Below are 18859 nucleotides of genomic sequence, written 5' to 3' on the forward strand. Positions count from 1 at the left end.
AGATGAGCGCGCTCTATATGATTGTCGGCACCCTGGTCGCACTGGGTGTGCTGGTTACCTTCCACGAGTTCGGCCATTTTTGGGTCGCGCGTCGCTGTGGGGTCAAAGTGCTGCGTTTCTCCGTAGGCTTTGGCATGCCGCTTCTGCGCTGGCATGACAAGCAAGGCACCGAGTTTGTGGTGGCAGCCATCCCTCTGGGTGGCTACGTGAAGATGCTCGACGAGCGCGAAGGCGAAGTGCCGCTCGATCAGATCGATCAATCCTTCAACCGCAAAACCGTCCGTCAGCGCATCGCTATCGTAGCGGCGGGGCCGATTGCCAACTTCCTGCTGGCCCTGGTGTTTTTCTGGGTGTTGGCAATGCTTGGCAGCGACCAGGTGCGTCCGGTCATTGGTGCTGTCGAGTCTGGCAGCATTGCGGCCAAGGCAGGGTTGAACCCGGGCCAGGAAATCGTGGCCATTGATGGTGAGGCGACTTCCGGCTGGGGAGCGGTGAATTTGCAGTTGGTCCGCCGTCTGGGGGAAAGCGGTTCGCTGCAAATTGTGGTTCGCGAGCAAGGTTCTACGGTCGACACGCCCCGTGAGCTGGTGCTGAATAAATGGCTCAAGGGCGCTGATGAGCCTGATCCGATCCATTCGTTGGGTATCCGCCCATGGCGTCCGGCATTGCCGCCCGTGTTGGCTGAGCTCGATCCAAAGGGCCCTGCTCAGGCTGCCGGGCTGAAAACCGGTGACCGTTTGCTGGCTCTCGATGGTCGCTCGCTGGATGATTGGCAGCAGGTGGTGGATACCGTCCGCAAACAGCCTGATAGCAAGATCATGCTGCGGGTCGAGCGTGACGGTGCTCAAATCGACGTCCCGGTGACATTGGCTTCTCGTGGTCAGAGCAAAGCACCCAGTGGCTATCTGGGGGCTGGAGTAAAAGCGGTTGAGTGGCCGCCGGAGATGATTCGCGAAGTCAGCTACGGCCCATTGGCCGCAATCGGCGAAGGCGCTCGACGCACTTGGACCATGAGTGTGCTGACCCTTGATTCGCTCAAGAAAATGTTGTTCGGTGAGCTCTCGGTAAAAAACTTGAGTGGACCGATAACCATTGCTAAAGTGGCGGGCGCTTCGGCCCAGTCGGGTGTTGCTGATTTCCTGAATTTCCTTGCTTATCTGAGTATTAGCCTGGGGGTTCTGAATCTGTTGCCCATTCCGGTACTGGATGGGGGACATTTGTTGTTTTATCTGATCGAGTGGGCGCGTGGTCGTCCCTTGTCAGATCGGGTGCAGGGTTGGGGGATACAGATCGGTATCAGTTTGGTGATCGGGGTGATGTTGCTTGCTCTGGTCAATGATCTGGGTCGACTGTAACGCTTCGCTGAATTGCGAATCTGCCGCATTTTGCGGCAGTTTGTTTATTGCCAGTTGGAATAAGAAAGGACTTCATGAAACGTCTGCTGCTAACTGCGGTTCTCACCGTATTGATGATCGCCGAAGTTCACGCCGAGTCCTTCACTATCTCTGATATTCGCGTCAATGGCCTCCAGCGGGTCTCCGCGGGTAGTGTCTTTGGTGCTTTGCCGTTGAACGTCGGTGAACAGGCGGATGATCGTCGCCTGGTGGAATCCACTCGTGCGTTGTTCAAAACCGGTTTCTTTCAAGATATCCAGCTGGGCCGTGACGGCAATGTCCTTGTCATCACGGTAGTCGAGCGCCCGTCGGTCGCCAGTATCGAGATCGAAGGTAACAAGGCGATCTCTACCGAAGACCTGATGAAAGGCCTCAAACAATCCGGTCTGGCCGAAGGCGAGATCTTCCAGCGCGCGACGCTTGAAGGTGTGCGTAACGAACTGCAACGTCAGTACGTCGCTCAGGGCCGCTACTCGGCTACCGTCGATACCGAAGTGGTACCGCAGCCGCGCAACCGCGTCGCGCTGAAGGTCAATATCAACGAAGGTACCGTTGCCGCGATCCAGCACATCAACGTGGTGGGCAACACCGTCTTCCCCGACGAAGACCTGATCGACCTGTTCGAACTCAAGACCACCAACTGGTTGTCGTTCTTCAAGAACGATGACAAGTACGCACGTGAAAAGCTGTCCGGTGACCTGGAGCGTCTGCGTTCCTACTACCTGGACCGTGGCTATATCAACATGGATATCGCTTCGACCCAGGTGTCCATCACGCCGGACAAGAAACACGTCTACATCACCGTCAACGTCAACGAAGGCGAGAAATACACCGTTCGTGACGTGAAGCTGAGTGGCGACCTGAAAGTCCCTGAAGACCAGGTCAAGTCCTTGCTGCTGGTGCAAAAGGGTCAGGTGTTCTCGCGCAAGCTGATGACCACGACCTCCGAGCTGATCACTCGTCGACTGGGTAACGAAGGCTATACCTTCGCCAACGTCAACGGTGTACCTCAACCGCACGATGACGACCATACGGTAGACATCACGTTTGCAGTCGATCCTGGCAAGCGTGCTTATGTGAATCGCATCAACTTCCGTGGCAACACCAAGTCCGAAGACGAAGTGCTGCGTCGTGAAATGCGTCAAATGGAAGGCGGCTGGGCTTCGACCTACCTGATCGACCAGTCCAAGACCCGTCTGGAGCGTCTGGGCTTCTTCAAGGAAGTCAACGTCGAAACCCCGGCCGTACCGGGTGTCGATGACCAGGTTGACGTTAACTACAGCGTTGAAGAGCAGGCTTCCGGTTCGATCACCGCGAGCGTCGGTTTTGCCCAGAGCGCCGGTTTGATCCTGGGTGGTTCGATCACTCAGAACAACTTCCTGGGTACCGGTAACAAGGTCAGCGTCGGCTTGACCAAAAGCGAATACCAGAGCCGCTATAACTTCGGTTATGTCGACCCCTACTGGACCGCTGATGGCGTGAGCCTGGGTTACAACGTGTTCTACCGCACCACCGACTATGACGACCTCGATGTCGACGTAGCGAGCTACTCCGTAGACAGCTTGGGCGCGGGTGTGAGCGTTGGTTACCCGATCAGCGAGACTTCGCGTCTGACCTTCGGTCTGACCGCGCAGCAGGACGAGATCAAGACGGGTGTGTACACCGTTGACGAGATCTTCGACTTCGTTGAGCAGGAAGGCGACAAGTACCTGAACTTCAAGGCCTCGGCCGGTTGGTCCGAGTCCACCCTGAACAAGGGCGTGCTCGCAACGCGCGGTCACTCCCAAAGCCTGGTGCTGGAAACGACTACACCAGGCAGCGACCTGTCATTCTTCAAGCTCGATTACCGTGGCCAGTTGTTCCAGCCATTGAGCGAGAACTACACCATGCGCCTGCACACTGAGCTGGGGTATGGCGACGGTTACGGTTCGACCGATGGCTTGCCATTCTACGAAAACTACTATGCTGGTGGTTTCAACTCGGTACGTGGCTTCAAGGACAGCACCCTGGGGCCGCGCAGTACGCCAAGTACCGGCAAGAACCCTGGCACGCAGCTCGACCCGGACCAGGATCCGCTGCCGTTCGGCGGTAATGTCCTGATCCAGGGGGGTGTGGAGGTTCTGTTCCCGCTGCCGTTCATCAAGGATCAGCGTTCGCTGCGTACCTCGCTGTTCTGGGATGTGGGTAACGTATTCGATTCATCTTGCTCGGATACCGTCAGAGCGGATGGCACGAAGTCCAACACCCAATGCAATGACATCAGCCTGAGTAATATGGCCAGTTCCGTCGGTGTGGGTGTGACCTGGGTCACCGCACTGGGTCCTCTGAGTTTCGCCCTGGCAATGCCAGTCAAGGAACCGGATGACGCTGAAACTCAAGTGTTCCAATTCTCCCTCGGCCAGACGTTCTAAGCGTCTGACCCAAGATAACGACAATGGATTTTGTAGGAGTGCATCGTGCGTAAGTTGACTCAATTGGTTCTCCTCGCTTCCGTACTGGTAGCAGGTCCGGCATTTGCCGACATGAAAATCGCCGTTCTGAACTATCAGATGGCGTTGCTGGAGTCCGACGCAGCCAAGAAGTACGCCGTGGATGCCGAGAAGAAGTTCGGTCCTCAACTGACCAAACTCAAGACGCTGGAAAGCAGCGCCAAGGGTATTCAGGATCGTCTGATGGCTGGCGGTGACAAAATGCAGCAAGGCGAGCGCGAGCGTCTGGAGCTTGAGTTCAAGCAAAAGGCCCGTGACTTCCAGTTCCAGTCCAAAGAATTGAACGAAGCAAAAGCCGTTGCCGACCGTGAAATGCTGAAGCAGCTCAAGCCGAAACTGGACAGCGCTGTGGAAGAAGTCATCAAGAAAGGTGCTTTTGACCTGGTCTTCGAGCGTGGCGCAGTAATTGATGTCAAGCCTCAATACGACATCACGCGCCAGGTTATCGAGCGCATGAATCAGCTGAAGTAATCCATGACCGCGACTATTAAACTCGGCCAGTTGGCCGAGTTCCTCGGCGCCACATTGCGTGGTGACCCGGAGAAAGAAATCACTGGGCTAGCCACCTTGCAGGAGGCTGGCCCAGCTCAGTTGAGCTTTCTTGCAAACCCCCAGTACCGTAAATACCTGGCAGGCAGTCAGGCCGCAGCTTTGTTGCTGAAAGCCGCTGATGCCGAAGGATTTGCCGGTAATGCGCTGGTGGTGCCTGATCCGTACGCAGCCTACGCCCGTGTTTCTCATCTGTTCGATCCCAAGCCCAAGGCAGCTGCGGGTATTCACCCGTCAGCGGTGATTGCGGCGGATGCGGTGGTTGACCCAACGGCGAGCGTCGGGGCCTTTGCGGTCATTGAAGGTTCGGCGCGTATTGCAGCCGGTGTCACTGTAGGCGCGCACTGCTTTATCGGCGCGCGGAGTGAAATCGGTGAAGGTGGTTGGCTTGCGCCGCGTGTCACGCTGTATCACGACGTTCGTGTCGGCAAGCGTGTGGTGATTCAGTCGGGTGCAGTACTCGGTGGCGAAGGTTTCGGTTTTGCCAACGAGAAAGGTATCTGGCAGAAAATCGCCCAGATCGGTGGTGTATTGATTGGCGATGATGTGGAAATTGGCGTGAACACCGCCATTGACCGCGGTGCATTGGCCGATACCATCATTGGCAATGGCGTGAAGCTCGACAACCAGATCCAGATTGCCCACAACGTTCAGGTGGGTGACCACACTGCCATGGCGGCGTGCGTGGGCATCTCCGGCAGTACCAAAATCGGCAAGCACTGCATGCTGGCCGGTGGTGTCGGGCTGGTAGGGCACATCGAAGTTTGCGACAACGTTTTCATCACCGGCATGACCATGGTGACCCATTCGATTACCGAGGCGGGCGCTTACTCATCCGGTACGGCCATGCAGCCGGCAGCCGAGTGGCGCAAAAGCGCGGCCCGCCTTCGTCAGCTCGATGATATCGCGCGACGTCTGCGACAGCTGGAAAAGCAAGTAGGGGAAGTGACCCCTGACGGTAATGCTTCATCAGATGGCTGATACCATTTCCATATCAAGTGTGCACAGCCGCTAGACTGCCTCCCTTGATTTGCTAGAGGAGTGCGCATCAGTCGCGCGCTCCCAATCTTTACATAGGCTTCCCCCCGAAATGATGGACATCAACGAGATTCGCGAATACCTGCCTCACCGTTACCCGTTCCTGCTGGTGGACCGGGTCGTGGATCTGGATGTGGAAGGCAAGCGCATTCGCGCCTACAAGAATGTCAGCATCAACGAACCATTCTTCAATGGTCACTTCCCTGCGCATCCAATCATGCCGGGCGTGTTGATCATCGAGGCGATGGCTCAGGCTGCCGGGATCCTTGGATTCAAAATGCTCGACGTAAAGCCGGCCGATGGCACGCTCTACTACTTCGTAGGCTCCGACAAGCTGCGCTTCCGTCAGCCGGTACTGCCGGGTGATCAGTTGATTCTCGAAGCCAAGTTCCTGAGCTGCAAGCGCCAGATCTGGAAGTTCGAATGCCAGGCTTCGGTCGATGGCAAACCGGTCTGCTCGGCTGAAATCATCTGTGCGGAACGCAAGCTATGAGTTTGATTGACTCTCGCGCAATCATCGATCCGACGGCCGTTCTGGCCGACGGCGTCGAGGTCGGCCCTTGGTCGATCATCGGCGCAGGTGTGGAAATCGGCGAGGGTACAGTCATCGGGCCGCACGTGATCCTCAAAGGCCCGACCCGAATCGGTAAGCATAATCGCATCTACCAGTTTTCCTCGGTGGGCGAAGACACACCTGACTTGAAATACAAAGGCGAAGAAACCCGCCTGGTCATTGGTGATCACAACGTCATCCGCGAAGGCGTGACCATCCACCGTGGCACCGTTCAGGATCGCTCGGAAACTACCCTTGGCGATCACAACCTGATCATGGCCTATGCCCATATCGGTCACGACAGCGTCATTGGCAACCATTGCATTCTGGTCAACAACACTGCGCTGGCTGGCCATGTGCACGTGGAAGACTGGGCGATCCTGTCCGGTTTCACCCTGGTTCACCAGTACTGCAACATTGGCGCCCACAGCTTTTCCGGCATGGGCACGGCCATTGGCAAGGACGTCCCTGCGTATGTCACGGTGTTCGGAAACCCTGCCGAAGCCCGCAGCATGAACTTCGAAGGCATGCGTCGTCGTGGTTTCAGTGAGGACGCCATCCATGCGTTGCGTCGAGCCTACAAGGTGGTTTACCGCCAGGGTCTGACCGTCGAGCAGGCGCTCAACGAACTGGTCGAACCTTCTGCGCAGTTTCCGGAAGTGGCCGTATTCCGCGACTCCATCCTGTCTTCGACCCGCGGCATCACCCGCTAATCATGGCCAGTCTGCGTATAGCGCTGGTAGCGGGCGAGGCTTCCGGCGACATCCTTGGCGCGGGTCTCATGCGCGCGCTCAAGGCTCGCCACCCGGCTGTCGAATTCATCGGTGTCGGTGGTCCGTTGATGCAGGCCGAGGGCCTGACGTCTTATTTTCCGATGGAGCGTCTGTCCGTCATGGGCCTGGTGGAAGTGCTGGGCCGGTTGCGCGAACTGCTCGCGCGGCGCAAGAAGCTGGTCGCCGACCTGATCGCCGCGAAACCCGATGTGTTCATCGGTATCGACGCGCCGGACTTCAACCTCAATATCGAACTCAAGCTGCGTCAGGCCGGAATCAAAACCGTGCATTACGTCAGCCCGTCGGTATGGGCCTGGCGGCAGAAGCGGGTGCTGAAGATTCGCGAGGGTTGCGACTTGATGCTGACGCTGCTGCCGTTCGAAGCGAAATTCTACGAAGAGAAAGGCGTGCCGGTACGGTTCGTCGGGCACTCGTTGGCCGATACGATACCGCTCGAAGCTGATCGCTGCGCTGCACGGGCAGAACTGGGCTTGCCCGACGGACCGTTGGTGGCGCTAATGCCGGGCAGTCGTGGCGGCGAAGTCAGTCGACTCGGCGCATTGTTTCTCGATACTGCCCAGCGCTTGCGAGCCATGCGCCCCGGTGTGCGGTTCGTCATGCCTTGCGCCAGCCCTCAGCGGCGGGCGCAGCTTGAAGAGTTGTTGGCCGGCCGTGATCTGCCGCTGACCTTGCTCGATGGCAAGTCCCATCTGGCCCTGGCCGCTTGCGATGCCGTGCTGATTGCCTCCGGAACCGCAACGCTTGAGGCATTGCTGTACAAGCGGCCGATGGTGGTTGCCTACCGTCTGGCGCCACTGACGTTCTGGATTCTCAAGCGCATGGTGAAAAGCCCCTACGTCTCCTTGCCGAACCTGTTGGCCCAGCGCCTGCTGGTGCCTGAGTTGCTACAGGATGATGCGACGGTCGAAGCGTTGGCCCAGACCCTGTCGCCCCTGATTGATGGTGGTGAAGAGCAGACCCGCGGCTTTGATGAAATTCACCGGACCTTGCGTCGGGATGCCTCCAACCAGGCTGCGGACGCAGTGCTGAACTTGATCGGCCAAGTACAATGAGTAAAACAAGCATGCAGATGGGGCTGGATTTCACCTTGGTCGCCGAAGTCGAAGAGTTGGTTGCCGGTGTTGATGAAGTGGGGCGGGGCCCACTCTGTGGCGCCGTGGTCACGGCGGCGGTGATTCTTGATCCGAACCGTCCGATTCTTGGCTTGAACGACTCGAAAAAACTCACCGAAGCCCGTCGCGAAAAGCTCTACGACGAAATCTGCGAAAAAGCCCTGAGCTGGTGTATCGCCCGTGCCGAAGTCGAAGAAATCGACGAGCTGAATATCCTGCACGCCACCATGCTGGCCATGCAGCGCGCGATCGCCGGTCTGCACATTCAGCCGAAGCTGGCGATGATTGACGGCAACCGTTGCCCGAAACTGCCGATGCGCTCCGAGGCCGTGGTCAAGGGCGATAGCAAGGTTCCAGCCATCGCCGCCGCATCGATTCTGGCCAAGGTCAGTCGAGACCGGGAAATGGCCGCGTTCGAATTGATCTACCCGGGTTACGGCATTGGCGGTCACAAAGGCTATCCGACACCCGTTCATCTGGAAGCGCTCGCCCGTCTCGGCCCAACCCCGATTCACCGGCGTTCGTTTGCCCCGGTGCGGCTGGCGTATGAAGCGCGAGAAGGTCTCATCGAGAGTTAGTTGCAAGGCTGATTTTTTCTACCAAGGCCCGGTACAATCCGGGCCTTGTTGTCTTCACGTTCACAGACAGGATCACTATGCCGGCTTCATTCGTTCATCTACGCCTGCACACTGAATACTCCCTGGTCGACGGTCTGGTGCGGATCAAACCGCTGGTCAAGACCCTGGTCGGCATGAACATGCCTGCCGTAGCGGTCACCGATCAGAACAACATGTGTTCCCTGGTCAAATTCTATAAAAACGCCATGGGTGCCGGGATCAAGCCGATCTGCGGCGCCGACCTGTGGCTGTCGAACAAGGATCCGGACAACGCACTGAGCCGGATCAGCCTGCTGGTGATGAACGCCGAAGGCTATCGCAACCTCACCGAACTGATTTCCCGCGGCTTTATCGACGGTCAGCGCAATGGCGCGGTCATCATCGAGCGCGAGTGGGTGGCCGAAGCCAGCGCAGGCTTGATCATGCTGTCGGCGGCCAAAGAGGGCGAAATCGGCCAGGCCATGCTCAGCGGCAATCCGGACGAAGCCGAAACCCTGGCTCGCGAGTGGATGGCCGTGTTCCCGGATCGTTTTTATCTGGAAATCCAGCGCACCAACCGCCCTAACGATGAAGAGCAACTGCACGGCGCCGTGGCCCTGGCCGAGAAGCTCGGTGCGCCGCTCGTGGCCACCAACGATGTGCGCTTCATCAAGCAGGAAGACTTCGCCGCCCACGAAACCCGCGTGTGCATCGGTGAGGGCCGCGCCCTCGACGATCCGCGACGCTCGAAGAACTACAGCGATCAGCAGTACCTCAAAAGCGCCGATGAAATGGCTGAGCTGTTCAGCGATATTCCCGAAGCGCTGGAAAACACCGTCGAGATCGCCAAGCGCTGCAATATCGAAGTGAAGCTGGGTACGCACTTCCTGCCCAACTTCCCGATCCCCGATGGCATGACCATCGACGAGTATTTCCGCAAGGTGTCCTTTGATGGTCTGGAGGAGCGGCTTAGCGTTCTGCTGCCCAAGGACACCACCGAAGACTACGAAGCCAAGCGTCAGGTCTATGTCGACCGGCTGAATTTCGAACTGGATATCATCATCCAGATGGGCTTCCCGGGTTACTTCCTGATCGTGATGGACTTCATCCAGTGGGCCAAGAGCAACGGCGTGCCGGTTGGTCCTGGCCGGGGGTCGGGTGCCGGATCGCTGGTGGCCTACGTACAGAAGATCACCGACCTCGACCCGCTGGAATATGACCTGCTGTTCGAACGTTTCCTCAACCCGGAACGGGTATCGATGCCCGACTTCGACGTCGACTTCTGCATGGATGGTCGTGACCGGGTGATCGACTACGTGGCCGAGAAGTATGGCCGCAACGCGGTAAGCCAGATCATCACCTTCGGTTCCATGGCGGCAAAAGCCGTGGTGCGTGACGTGGCGCGGGTGCAGGGCAAGTCTTATGGCCTGGCGGATCGTCTGTCGAAGATGATTCCGTTCGAAGTCGGCATGACCCTGGAAAAAGCCTACGAGCAGGAAGAGATCCTGCGCGACTTCATCAAGGTCGATGAAGAGGCTGCGGAAATCTGGGAGATGGCCCGCAAGCTCGAAGGTGTTGTGCGTAACGTCGGCAAGCACGCCGGTGGTGTGGTCATCGCGCCGACCAAATTGACCGACTTCTCGCCGATTTATTGCGACGAAGCCGGTGACGGTCTGGTAACCCAGTTCGACAAGGATGACGTTGAAGCGGCCGGTCTGGTGAAGTTCGACTTCCTCGGTCTGCGGACGTTGACGGTGATCGACTGGGCGCTGAAGACCATCAATCGCGACCGCGCCAAGGTCGACGAGCCACCGCTGGACATCGCGTTCATCCCGCTCGACGACAAACCGACGTACACGTTGCTGCAAAAAGCTGAAACCACGGCGGTGTTCCAGCTTGAATCGCGCGGCATGAAAGAGCTGATCAAAAAGCTCAAGCCCGACTGCCTGGAAGACTTGATCGCACTGGTAGCTCTGTTCCGCCCGGGCCCGCTGCAGTCCGGCATGGTTGACGACTTTATCAACCGTAAGCATGGTCGCGCCGAATTGGCGTACCCGCACTCGGACTACCAGTACGAAGGCTTGAAACCTGTATTGGCGCCGACTTACGGCATCATCCTGTATCAGGAACAGGTGATGCAGATTGCCCAGGTGATGGCCGGTTACACCCTCGGCGGCGCGGACATGTTGCGTCGAGCCATGGGTAAGAAAAAACCCGAAGAAATGGCCAAGCAACGCGGCGGTTTCATTGACGGTTGCAAGACCAACAATATCGACGCCGACCTTGCCGGTAACATTTTCGACCTGGTAGAAAAATTCGCCGGTTACGGCTTTAACAAGTCTCACTCCGCCGCATACGGTCTGGTTTCCTACCAGACCGCCTGGTTGAAAACCCATTACCCGGCGCCATTCATGGCTGCGGTACTGTCGGCGGACATGCACAACACCGACAAGGTCGTGACCTTGATCGAAGAAATTCGCACCATGAAGCTGCGCCTCGACGCGCCGGATGTGAACACCTCGGAGTTCAAGTTCACGGTGAACGACGAAGGCCGGATCATTTACGGTCTGGGTGCCATCAAGGGCGTCGGCGAGGGGCCGGTCGAGGCGATCACCGAGGCGCGTCAGGACGGTCCGTTCAAGGATCTGTTCGACTTCTGCGCCCGGGTCGACCTCAAGCGCATCAACAAGCGGACCCTCGACGGCTTGATCCGCAGCGGCGCGCTGGACCGTCTCGGCCCTTACTTCCACGATGAACAAAAAGCCTATCAGGCCAACATCGACCGCAACCGCGCCGTCCTGCTGACCGCGATGGAAGAAGCGATCAAGGCCGCCGAACAAACCGCCCGCACCCACGACAGCGGCCACGCCGACCTGTTTGGTGGCCTGTTCGTTGAGGAAGACGCCGATGTCTACGGCAACCATCGCAAAGCCAAGGAGCTGACGCTCAAGGAACGGCTCAAGGGCGAGAAAGACACGCTTGGCCTGTATCTGACCGGTCACCCGATCGACGAATATGAAGGCGAAATCCGCCGTTTCGCCCGTCAGCGCATCATCGACCTGAAACCGGCCCGCGATACGCAGACCGTTGCGGGCATGATCATCGCCCTGCGGGTCATGAAGAATAAAAAAGGCGACAAGATGGGGTTCATCACCCTTGACGACCGCTCTGGCCGGATCGAGGCGTCGCTGTTTGCCGATGCGTTCCACTCCGCGCAGTCACTCTTGCAGACCGATGCGATGGTGGTGGTCGAAGGCGAGGTCAGTAATGACGACTTCTCCGGTGGGCTGCGCCTTCGAGTCAAGCGAGTGATGAGCATGGAGGATGCGCGCACCAACCTGGCCGAGAGTCTGCGTTTGAAGCTGCACGCCAAGGACCTCAAGGGCGATCAGCTTCGCTGGCTGGGTGATTTGTTGAAGCGTCATCGCGGTGCCTGTCCGATCACCATGGACTACACCAGCCCCGATGCGAAGGCCATGCTGCAGTTCGGCGAAGGCTGGAGAATCGATCCGGCGGATGCGTTGATTCAAGCCTTGCGTGACCAGTTCGGGCGAGACAACGTCTTCCTCCAATACCGTTAACGGTCAGGGTGCCATCACGCATCCTGAGCATGACCAGAATTTTTAATCTCGACCTCAACGCGCCTCTCCCTTAAGGTAGGGCGCGAATAGACAACCGGCCGGCCCAAGATCACTTGGGACTCGACCCAAGACGGACGCCTATGAACCCGAATTTTCTAGATTTCGAACAGCCGATCGCCGACCTGCAAGCCAAGATCGAAGAGTTGCGCTTGGTCGGTAATGACAATTCGCTGAATATCGGCGATGAGATCTCCCGCCTGCAGGACAAGAGCAAGACGCTGACCGAAGACATTTTCGGCAAGCTGACCAGCTGGCAGATCGCACGTCTGGCGCGCCACCCGAAGCGTCCGTACACCCTGGACTACATCGAACACATCTTCACCGAGTTCGATGAATTGCACGGTGACCGTCACTTCTCCGACGACGCTGCCATCGTCGGCGGTATTGCCCGCCTGGACAACCAGCCGGTGATGATCATCGGTCACCAGAAAGGCCGTGAAGTGCGCGAAAAAGTTCGCCGCAACTTCGGCATGCCTCGTCCGGAAGGCTACCGCAAGGCGTGCCGCCTGATGGAAATGGCCGAACGCTTCAAGATGCCGATCCTGACCTTCATCGATACCCCGGGCGCCTACCCTGGCATCGACGCTGAAGAGCGTAACCAAAGCGAAGCGATTGCCTGGAACCTGCGTGTCATGGCCCGCCTGAAAACCCCAATCATCGCCACCGTGATCGGTGAGGGTGGTTCCGGTGGTGCGTTGGCCATTGGCGTTTGCGATCAGCTGAACATGCTGGAGTACTCGACCTACGCGGTGATTTCGCCGGAAGGTTGCGCTTCGATTCTGTGGAAAACCGCCGAGAAAGCGCCGGATGCCGCTGAAGCCATGGGCATCACCGCCGAGCGCCTCAAAGGCCTGGGTATTGTGGATAAAGTGATCGGCGAGCCACTGGGTGGCGCGCACCGTGATCCGGCCGCAGCCGCAGCGTCGATCCGTGCCGAGCTGAGCTCGCAACTGAAGATGCTGAAGAAGTTCGACAACGAAGCGTTGCTCAAGCGCCGTTACGATCGACTGATGAGCTACGGTCTGTAAGTCGACTGAACGCAATACCCTTGTAGGCGCTGCCGCAGTCTGCGGCAGCGCCTGCAGTGGTTTATGAGGGACGATCAATCTCTATGACTCCTTCGAAGAGTGATCTGTGTTCCCGGCTTTTGTTGAATCTTGAGCCTTGGCGCAACGCCACAGCCTGGCACATCGCCCTCTCCGGTGGCCTCGACTCCACCGTCCTGCTGCACCTTCTGGCAACACTCTGCAAAACCGAATCCCTGCCGGCGCTCAACGCCATCCATGTCCATCACGGCCTTCAAGCCGCTGCGGATGCGTGGCCTGAACATTGCCATTCGGTGTGTGCGGCGTTGGGTGTGCCGCTGCAAGTCGTGCGGGTGCAGGTCCAGTCGGGCGCCAGTCTTGAGCGGGCGGCCCGGGAGGCGCGTTATCAGGCCTTCACAGAAGCCCTTCAGTGCAACGAAGTGCTGTTGACTGCCCAGCACCGTGACGATCAGGCAGAAACCCTGTTGTTTCGACTGTTGCGGGGTGCCGGCGTGCGCGGGATGTCGGGGATGCCGCATCAGCGTGTGTTGGGGCAGGGATACCTTTCAAGGCCATTACTCGACATCACCCGGGCCGAACTGGAGGCCTACGCCACCGAGCAGGGTTTGAGCTGGATCGAAGATCCTTCGAATCAGGATCGACAACACTCGCGCAACTATCTGCGTCATCAGGTGTTTCCGCTACTGACTGCGCGTTGGCCCCAAGCGGTGATGACCATGGCCCGCAGTGCTGCGCATCTGCGTGAAGCGCAGGAACTGCTCGATGAGTTGGCGCAAATCGATCTGGCTTGCTCCGGTTCGGCGAGTGACTTCGATTGGTTGCGATTGCCCTCGCTGGCATTGGCTCCCCTCGCGGCACTCTCCGCTGCCCGGCAGCGAAATGCCTTGAGTCACTGGCTCGAACCGCTGACTCGCCTGCCGGACACTGACCATTGGTCGGGTTGGGCGAATTTACGTGATGCCACCAGTGATGCCTCCCCGGTGTGGCGGTTGGCTGATGGAGAATTGCATCGGGCGGGCGGGCGCATCTGGTGGCTGTCCGGTTGCTGGCTGCGCGCCGTGCCTGCCGCTGGAGCCTGGTTGAATCCTGCTGCGCCGCTGGTTCTGGCGGACAACGGTGTGCTCACCTTCAATGGACAAATCCCCGATGGCCCGTTGCAGATCCGCTATCGTGAAGGGGGAGAGGTGATGACGTTGCCGGGGCGTGGCCATCGGGACCTGAAGCGTTTGCTTAATGAGCGCGGGGTACCGTCATTCGTGCGCGGCAGATTGCCGCTGCTCTACAAAGACGGGCAATTGCTGGCGGTGGCGAACCTTCGGGGGCTGGACGGCGATGAGATCGGCGGCTGGCATTTGCATTGGCGGCCATCGATCGAAGATCAAGGTTTGAGCTGAAAGGGGCTTTCCGGTAGACTACGCTCCCTTCTTGATACAACTTCTGTGGATTCGCCTGAATTGCAGGAGTTGCCGATTACCAAGCAGTCTTTGCTGGGCGATTCCAAAAAATGTGTAGCGAGCAACGTACCGGTGTTTCATCTCCCGGTCTGTCCCAACGCGGCGGTTTTTTTGAAAGGTGCACTGTGATTAATGCAGGTGATCGGGGGCTTCGGCCTTCCTTCGCTTCCCCCGGCGGCTCGGACCGCTTTAACGCAGACTTCTAGGGTTTTTCATGACGCGCTACATATTCGTCACGGGCGGTGTTGTTTCTTCTTTGGGGAAAGGCATTGCATCGGCATCATTGGCGGCCATCCTGGAGGCGCGGGGACTTAAGGTCACCATGCTGAAGCTGGACCCGTACATCAACGTCGACCCGGGCACCATGAGCCCGTTCCAGCACGGTGAGGTGTTCGTCACCCATGACGGCGCCGAGACCGACCTGGACCTGGGCCACTACGAGCGGTTCATCCGCACGACCATGACCCAGAACAACAACTTCACCACGGGGCGTGTCTACGAGCACGTGCTGCGCAAAGAGCGCCGTGGTGACTACCTGGGTGCAACCATCCAGGTGATCCCGCATATCACCGACGAAATCAAGCGCCGCATCATCAAGGGTGCAGGCGATGCCGACGTGGCGATGGTCGAAATCGGTGGCACCGTGGGTGACATCGAATCGCAACCGTTCCTCGAGGCCATCCGCCAGCTGCGTTTCGAAGTTGGCGCCAAGCGCGCGATGCTGATGCACCTGACGCTGGTGCCGTACATCGCCACTGCCGGTGAAACCAAAACCAAGCCAACCCAGCATTCGGTGAAGGAACTGCGTTCCATCGGTCTGCAACCTGACGTGCTGGTGTGCCGCTCCGATCACCCGATCGATATTTCCTCGCGTCGCAAGATCGCCCAGTTCACCAACGTTGAAGAACGTGCGGTGATCGCGCTGGAAGACGCCGACACCATCTACAAGATCCCGGGCATCCTGCACTCCCAGGGTCTGGACGATTTTGTGGTCGAGCGCTTCGGCTTGCAGTGCGGCGGTGCCGACCTGTCCGAGTGGGAAGCCGTTGTCGACGCCAAGCTCAACCCTGAGCACGAAGTCACCATCGCCATGGTCGGCAAGTACATGGAACTGCTGGACGCCTACAAGTCGCTGATCGAAGCGATGAGTCACGCCGGCATCAGCAACCGCACCAAGGTCAACCTGCGCTACATCGATTCCGAAGACATCGAAAACCAGGGCACCGCGCTGCTGGAAGGTGTGGACGCGATTCTGGTTCCTGGTGGTTTCGGTCTGCGCGGCGTGGAAGGCAAGATCACTGCCGTTCAATTCGCTCGTGAAAACAAGGTTCCATACCTGGGCATCTGCCTGGGCATGCAAGTGGCCGTGATCGAGTTCGCTCGTAACGTGCTGGGCTGGAAAGACGCCAACTCCACCGAGTTCGATCGTGCAAGCGGTCACCCGGTCGTGGGTCTGATCACCGAGTGGGAAGATGCCACCGGCGCCGTCGAAACCCGTACCGAAACCTCCGACCTGGGCGGCACCATGCGCCTCGGCGCGCAGGATTGCCTGCTGGAGCCGGGTTCCCTGGTTCATGGCTGCTACGGCAAGGACGTGATCGTCGAGCGTCACCGTCATCGCTATGAAGTGAACAACAACCTGCTGCCGCAAATCATGGAAGCCGGCCTGAAGATCTCCGGTCGTTCCGGTGATGGCGCGCTGGTTGAAGTGGTTGAAGCGCCGGATCATCCATGGTTCGTGGCTTGCCAGTTCCACCCGGAGTTCACCTCGACGCCTCGCGACGGTCACCCGTTGTTCAGCGGTTTTGTTAAAGCGGCTTTGGCTCAACACCAGAAGAAGGCATAAAACCTGATGGCCCAGAAGATTATCCGCGTCGGCGATATCGAGATTGCCAACGACAAGCCAATGGTGCTGTTTGGTGGCATGAACGTGCTGGAAAGCCGTGACATGGCGATGCAGGTCTGCGAAGAGTACGTCAAGGTTACCGAGAAACTCGGTATCCCTTATGTGTTCAAGGCCAGCTTCGACAAGGCCAACCGCTCCTCCGTGACCTCTTACCGTGGCCCGGGCCTGGAAGAAGGCATGCGGATTTTCCAGGACATCAAGCAAGCCTTCGGCGTGCCGATCATCACCGACGTCCACGAGCCGGATCAGGCCGTGGTCGTTGCTGAAGTCTGCGACATCATCCAGTTGCCGGCCTTCCTGTCGCGCCAGACCGACCTCGTGGTCGCGATGGCCAAGACCGGCGCGGTGATCAACATCAAGAAAGCCCAGTTCCTCGCGCCTCAGGAAATGAAACACATCCTGAACAAATGCGTGGAAGCGGGTAACGATCAGTTGATCCTCTGCGAGCGCGGTTCGAGCTTCGGCTACAACAACCTGGTTGTGGACATGCTCGGCTTCGGCATCATGAAGCAGTTCGAATACCCGGTGTTCTTCGACGTGACCCATGCGCTGCAAATGCCAGGCGGTCGCTCCGATTCCGCGGGCGGTCGTCGCGCCCAGGTCCTCGACCTGGCAAAAGCTGGCATGAGCCAGTCCTTGGCGGGCTTGTTCCTCGAAGCTCACCCGGATCCGGACAATGCCAAGTGCGATGGCCCTTGCGCCTTGCGTCTGGACAAGCTCGAGCCATTCCTGGCCCAGCTCAAAGCTCTGGACGATCTGGTGAAGAGTTTTCCGACGGTAGAAACCGCGTAACATTTGAATCCGGTTGGAGGAGCCGGCTTGCTGGCGATGGGTGCCCTGAGGGTGCTATCGCCAGCAAGCCGGCTCCTGCAGATGTGACCTACAAGTTATAAATCGAGCGGTACAAAGCTTTTTCGTCAACTTTGGAGTGTTTACAGCAATGGCTAAAATCGTCGACATCAAAGGTCGTGAAGTTCTCGACTCCCGGGGCAATCCCACCGTGGAAGCGGATGTGCTTCTCGACAACGGCATCATCGGCAGTGCCTGCGCGCCGTCCGGTGCTTCCACTGGCTCGCGTGAAGCGCTCGAGCTGCGTGATGGCGACAAGAGCCGTTACCTGGGCAAAGGTGTTCTGAAGGCCGTCGCCAACATCAACGGTCCGATCCGCGACCTGTTGAAAGGCATGGACCCAAGCGACCAGAAAGCGCTCGATCTGGCAATGATCAAGCTCGACGGTACTGAAAACAAAGGTTCCCTGGGCGCCAACGCGATCCTCGCCGTTTCCCTGGCCGCGGCCAAGGCAGCAGCACAGGACCAGGACCTGCCGCTGTACGCTCACATCGCCAACCTGAACGGCACCCCGGGTGTTTACTCGATGCCGGTTCCGATGATGAACATCATCAACGGTGGCGAGCACGCCGATAACAACGTCGACATCCAGGAATTCATGGTTCAGCCGGTTGGCGCCAAGTCTTTCTCGGAAGGTCTGCGCATGGGCACCGAGATTTTCCATCACCTCAAAGCTGTGTTGAAGGCCCGTGGCCTGAGCACTGCCGTGGGTGACGAAGGTGGTTTCGCACCGAACCTGGCGTCCAACGAAGATGCACTGAAAGTGATCTCCGAAGCCGTGGCCAACGCTGGCTACAAGCTGGGCACCGACGTGACCCTAGCACTGGACTGCGCCGCCAGCGAATTCTACGAAGACGGCAAGTACAACCTGTCCGGCGAAGGCCAGGTGTTCACCGCTGAAGGTTTCGCCGATTACCTGAAAGGTCTGACCGAGCGTTACCCGATCATCTCCATTGAAGATGGCCTGGACGAGTCCGACTGGGCTGGCTGGAAAATCCTCACCGACAAGATCGGCGAGAAGACCCAACTGGTAGGCGACGACCTGTTCGTGACCAACACCAAGATTCTGAAAGAAGGCATCGATAAAAAGATCGCCAACTCGATCCTGATCAAGTTCAACCAGATCGGCACCCTGACCGAAACCCTGGAAGCCATCCAGATGGCCAAGGCTGCCGGTTACACCGCCGTGATCTCGCACCGCTCCGGCGAAACCGAAGATTCGACCATTGCCGACCTGGCTGTGGGTACTGCGGCTGGCCAGATCAAGACCGGCTCCCTGTGCCGTTCCGACCGCGTGTCCAAGTACAACCAACTGCTGCGTATCGAAGAGCAGTTGAACGGCAAAGCCAAGTACAACGGCCGCAGCGAATTCCGCGGCTAAGCAGTACGTGGTAAAAAAGACACCGGATTGTGTCGGAAAAATCGCTACAGCGACGTT

At 58.4% G+C, this 18859-nt stretch carries 14 protein-coding genes; all 14 read left to right on the forward strand.

Annotated elements, in window-relative coordinates; genetic code table 11:
- Window positions 1–2: 2 nt before the first annotated feature.
- The 14 genes from rseP (at window position 3) to eno (ending at window position 18802) form a co-directional block, all read left to right on the forward strand.
- On the forward strand, window positions 3–1355 hold the full coding sequence (gene rseP, locus CKW15_RS08070; RefSeq protein WP_095152014.1) for a sigma E protease regulator RseP: 1353 nt from the start codon (window positions 3–5) through the stop codon (window positions 1353–1355).
- Between the two features lie 74 nt (window positions 1356–1429).
- On the forward strand, window positions 1430–3805 hold the full coding sequence (gene bamA / locus CKW15_RS08075; protein ID WP_095058916.1) for an outer membrane protein assembly factor BamA: 2376 nt from the start codon (window positions 1430–1432) through the stop codon (window positions 3803–3805).
- A gap of 45 nt (window positions 3806–3850) precedes the next feature.
- Window positions 3851–4354: an OmpH family outer membrane protein gene (locus CKW15_RS08080; protein ID WP_007990260.1), complete on the forward strand. Its 504-nt coding sequence runs from the start codon at window positions 3851–3853 to the stop codon at window positions 4352–4354.
- A gap of 3 nt (window positions 4355–4357) precedes the next feature.
- On the forward strand, window positions 4358–5413 hold the full coding sequence (gene lpxD / locus CKW15_RS08085; protein ID WP_095058915.1) for a UDP-3-O-(3-hydroxymyristoyl)glucosamine N-acyltransferase: 1056 nt from the start codon (window positions 4358–4360) through the stop codon (window positions 5411–5413).
- A 109-nt stretch (window positions 5414–5522) separates the two neighbouring features.
- Window positions 5523–5963: a 3-hydroxyacyl-ACP dehydratase FabZ gene (fabZ, locus tag CKW15_RS08090; RefSeq protein ID WP_007907157.1), complete on the forward strand. Its 441-nt coding sequence runs from the start codon at window positions 5523–5525 to the stop codon at window positions 5961–5963.
- Window positions 5960–6736, forward strand: coding sequence for an acyl-ACP--UDP-N-acetylglucosamine O-acyltransferase (gene lpxA / locus CKW15_RS08095; RefSeq protein WP_095152015.1), 777 nt, complete (start codon window positions 5960–5962; stop codon window positions 6734–6736). The genes fabZ and lpxA overlap by 4 nt, the downstream gene beginning before the upstream one ends.
- A 2-nt stretch (window positions 6737–6738) precedes the next feature.
- A complete protein-coding gene (lpxB, locus tag CKW15_RS08100; RefSeq protein WP_095058913.1) occupies window positions 6739–7869 on the forward strand; it encodes a lipid-A-disaccharide synthase in 1131 nt (376 codons plus the stop codon).
- Between the two features lie 11 nt (window positions 7870–7880).
- A complete protein-coding gene (gene rnhB / locus CKW15_RS08105; RefSeq protein ID WP_095058912.1) occupies window positions 7881–8507 on the forward strand; it encodes a ribonuclease HII in 627 nt (208 codons plus the stop codon).
- Window positions 8508–8584: 77 nt separating this feature from the next.
- A complete protein-coding gene (gene dnaE, locus CKW15_RS08110) occupies window positions 8585–12106 on the forward strand; it encodes a DNA polymerase III subunit alpha (RefSeq protein WP_095058911.1) in 3522 nt (1173 codons plus the stop codon).
- 140 nt (window positions 12107–12246) lie between these two features.
- A complete protein-coding gene (locus CKW15_RS08115) occupies window positions 12247–13194 on the forward strand; it encodes an acetyl-CoA carboxylase carboxyltransferase subunit alpha (protein ID WP_095058910.1) in 948 nt (315 codons plus the stop codon).
- A gap of 83 nt (window positions 13195–13277) precedes the next feature.
- Window positions 13278–14606 carry a tRNA lysidine(34) synthetase TilS gene (tilS, locus tag CKW15_RS08120; protein ID WP_095152016.1) on the forward strand — a complete coding sequence of 443 codons (1329 nt, stop codon included), beginning with the start codon at window positions 13278–13280 and terminating at the stop codon, window positions 14604–14606.
- A gap of 274 nt (window positions 14607–14880) precedes the next feature.
- Entirely contained in the window at window positions 14881–16512 is a 1632-nt protein-coding gene (locus tag CKW15_RS08125; protein WP_095058908.1) for a CTP synthase, read from the forward strand.
- A 6-nt stretch (window positions 16513–16518) separates the two neighbouring features.
- Entirely contained in the window at window positions 16519–17364 is an 846-nt protein-coding gene (gene kdsA, locus CKW15_RS08130; protein WP_095058907.1) for a 3-deoxy-8-phosphooctulonate synthase, read from the forward strand.
- Between the two features lie 148 nt (window positions 17365–17512).
- On the forward strand, window positions 17513–18802 hold the full coding sequence (gene eno, locus CKW15_RS08135) for a phosphopyruvate hydratase (RefSeq protein ID WP_095058906.1): 1290 nt from the start codon (window positions 17513–17515) through the stop codon (window positions 18800–18802).
- The last annotated feature ends 57 nt before the right edge of the window (window positions 18803–18859 follow it).

The organism is Pseudomonas sp. Irchel s3b5, assembly GCF_900187435.1.
GTDB lineage: Bacteria > Pseudomonadota > Gammaproteobacteria > Pseudomonadales > Pseudomonadaceae > Aquipseudomonas.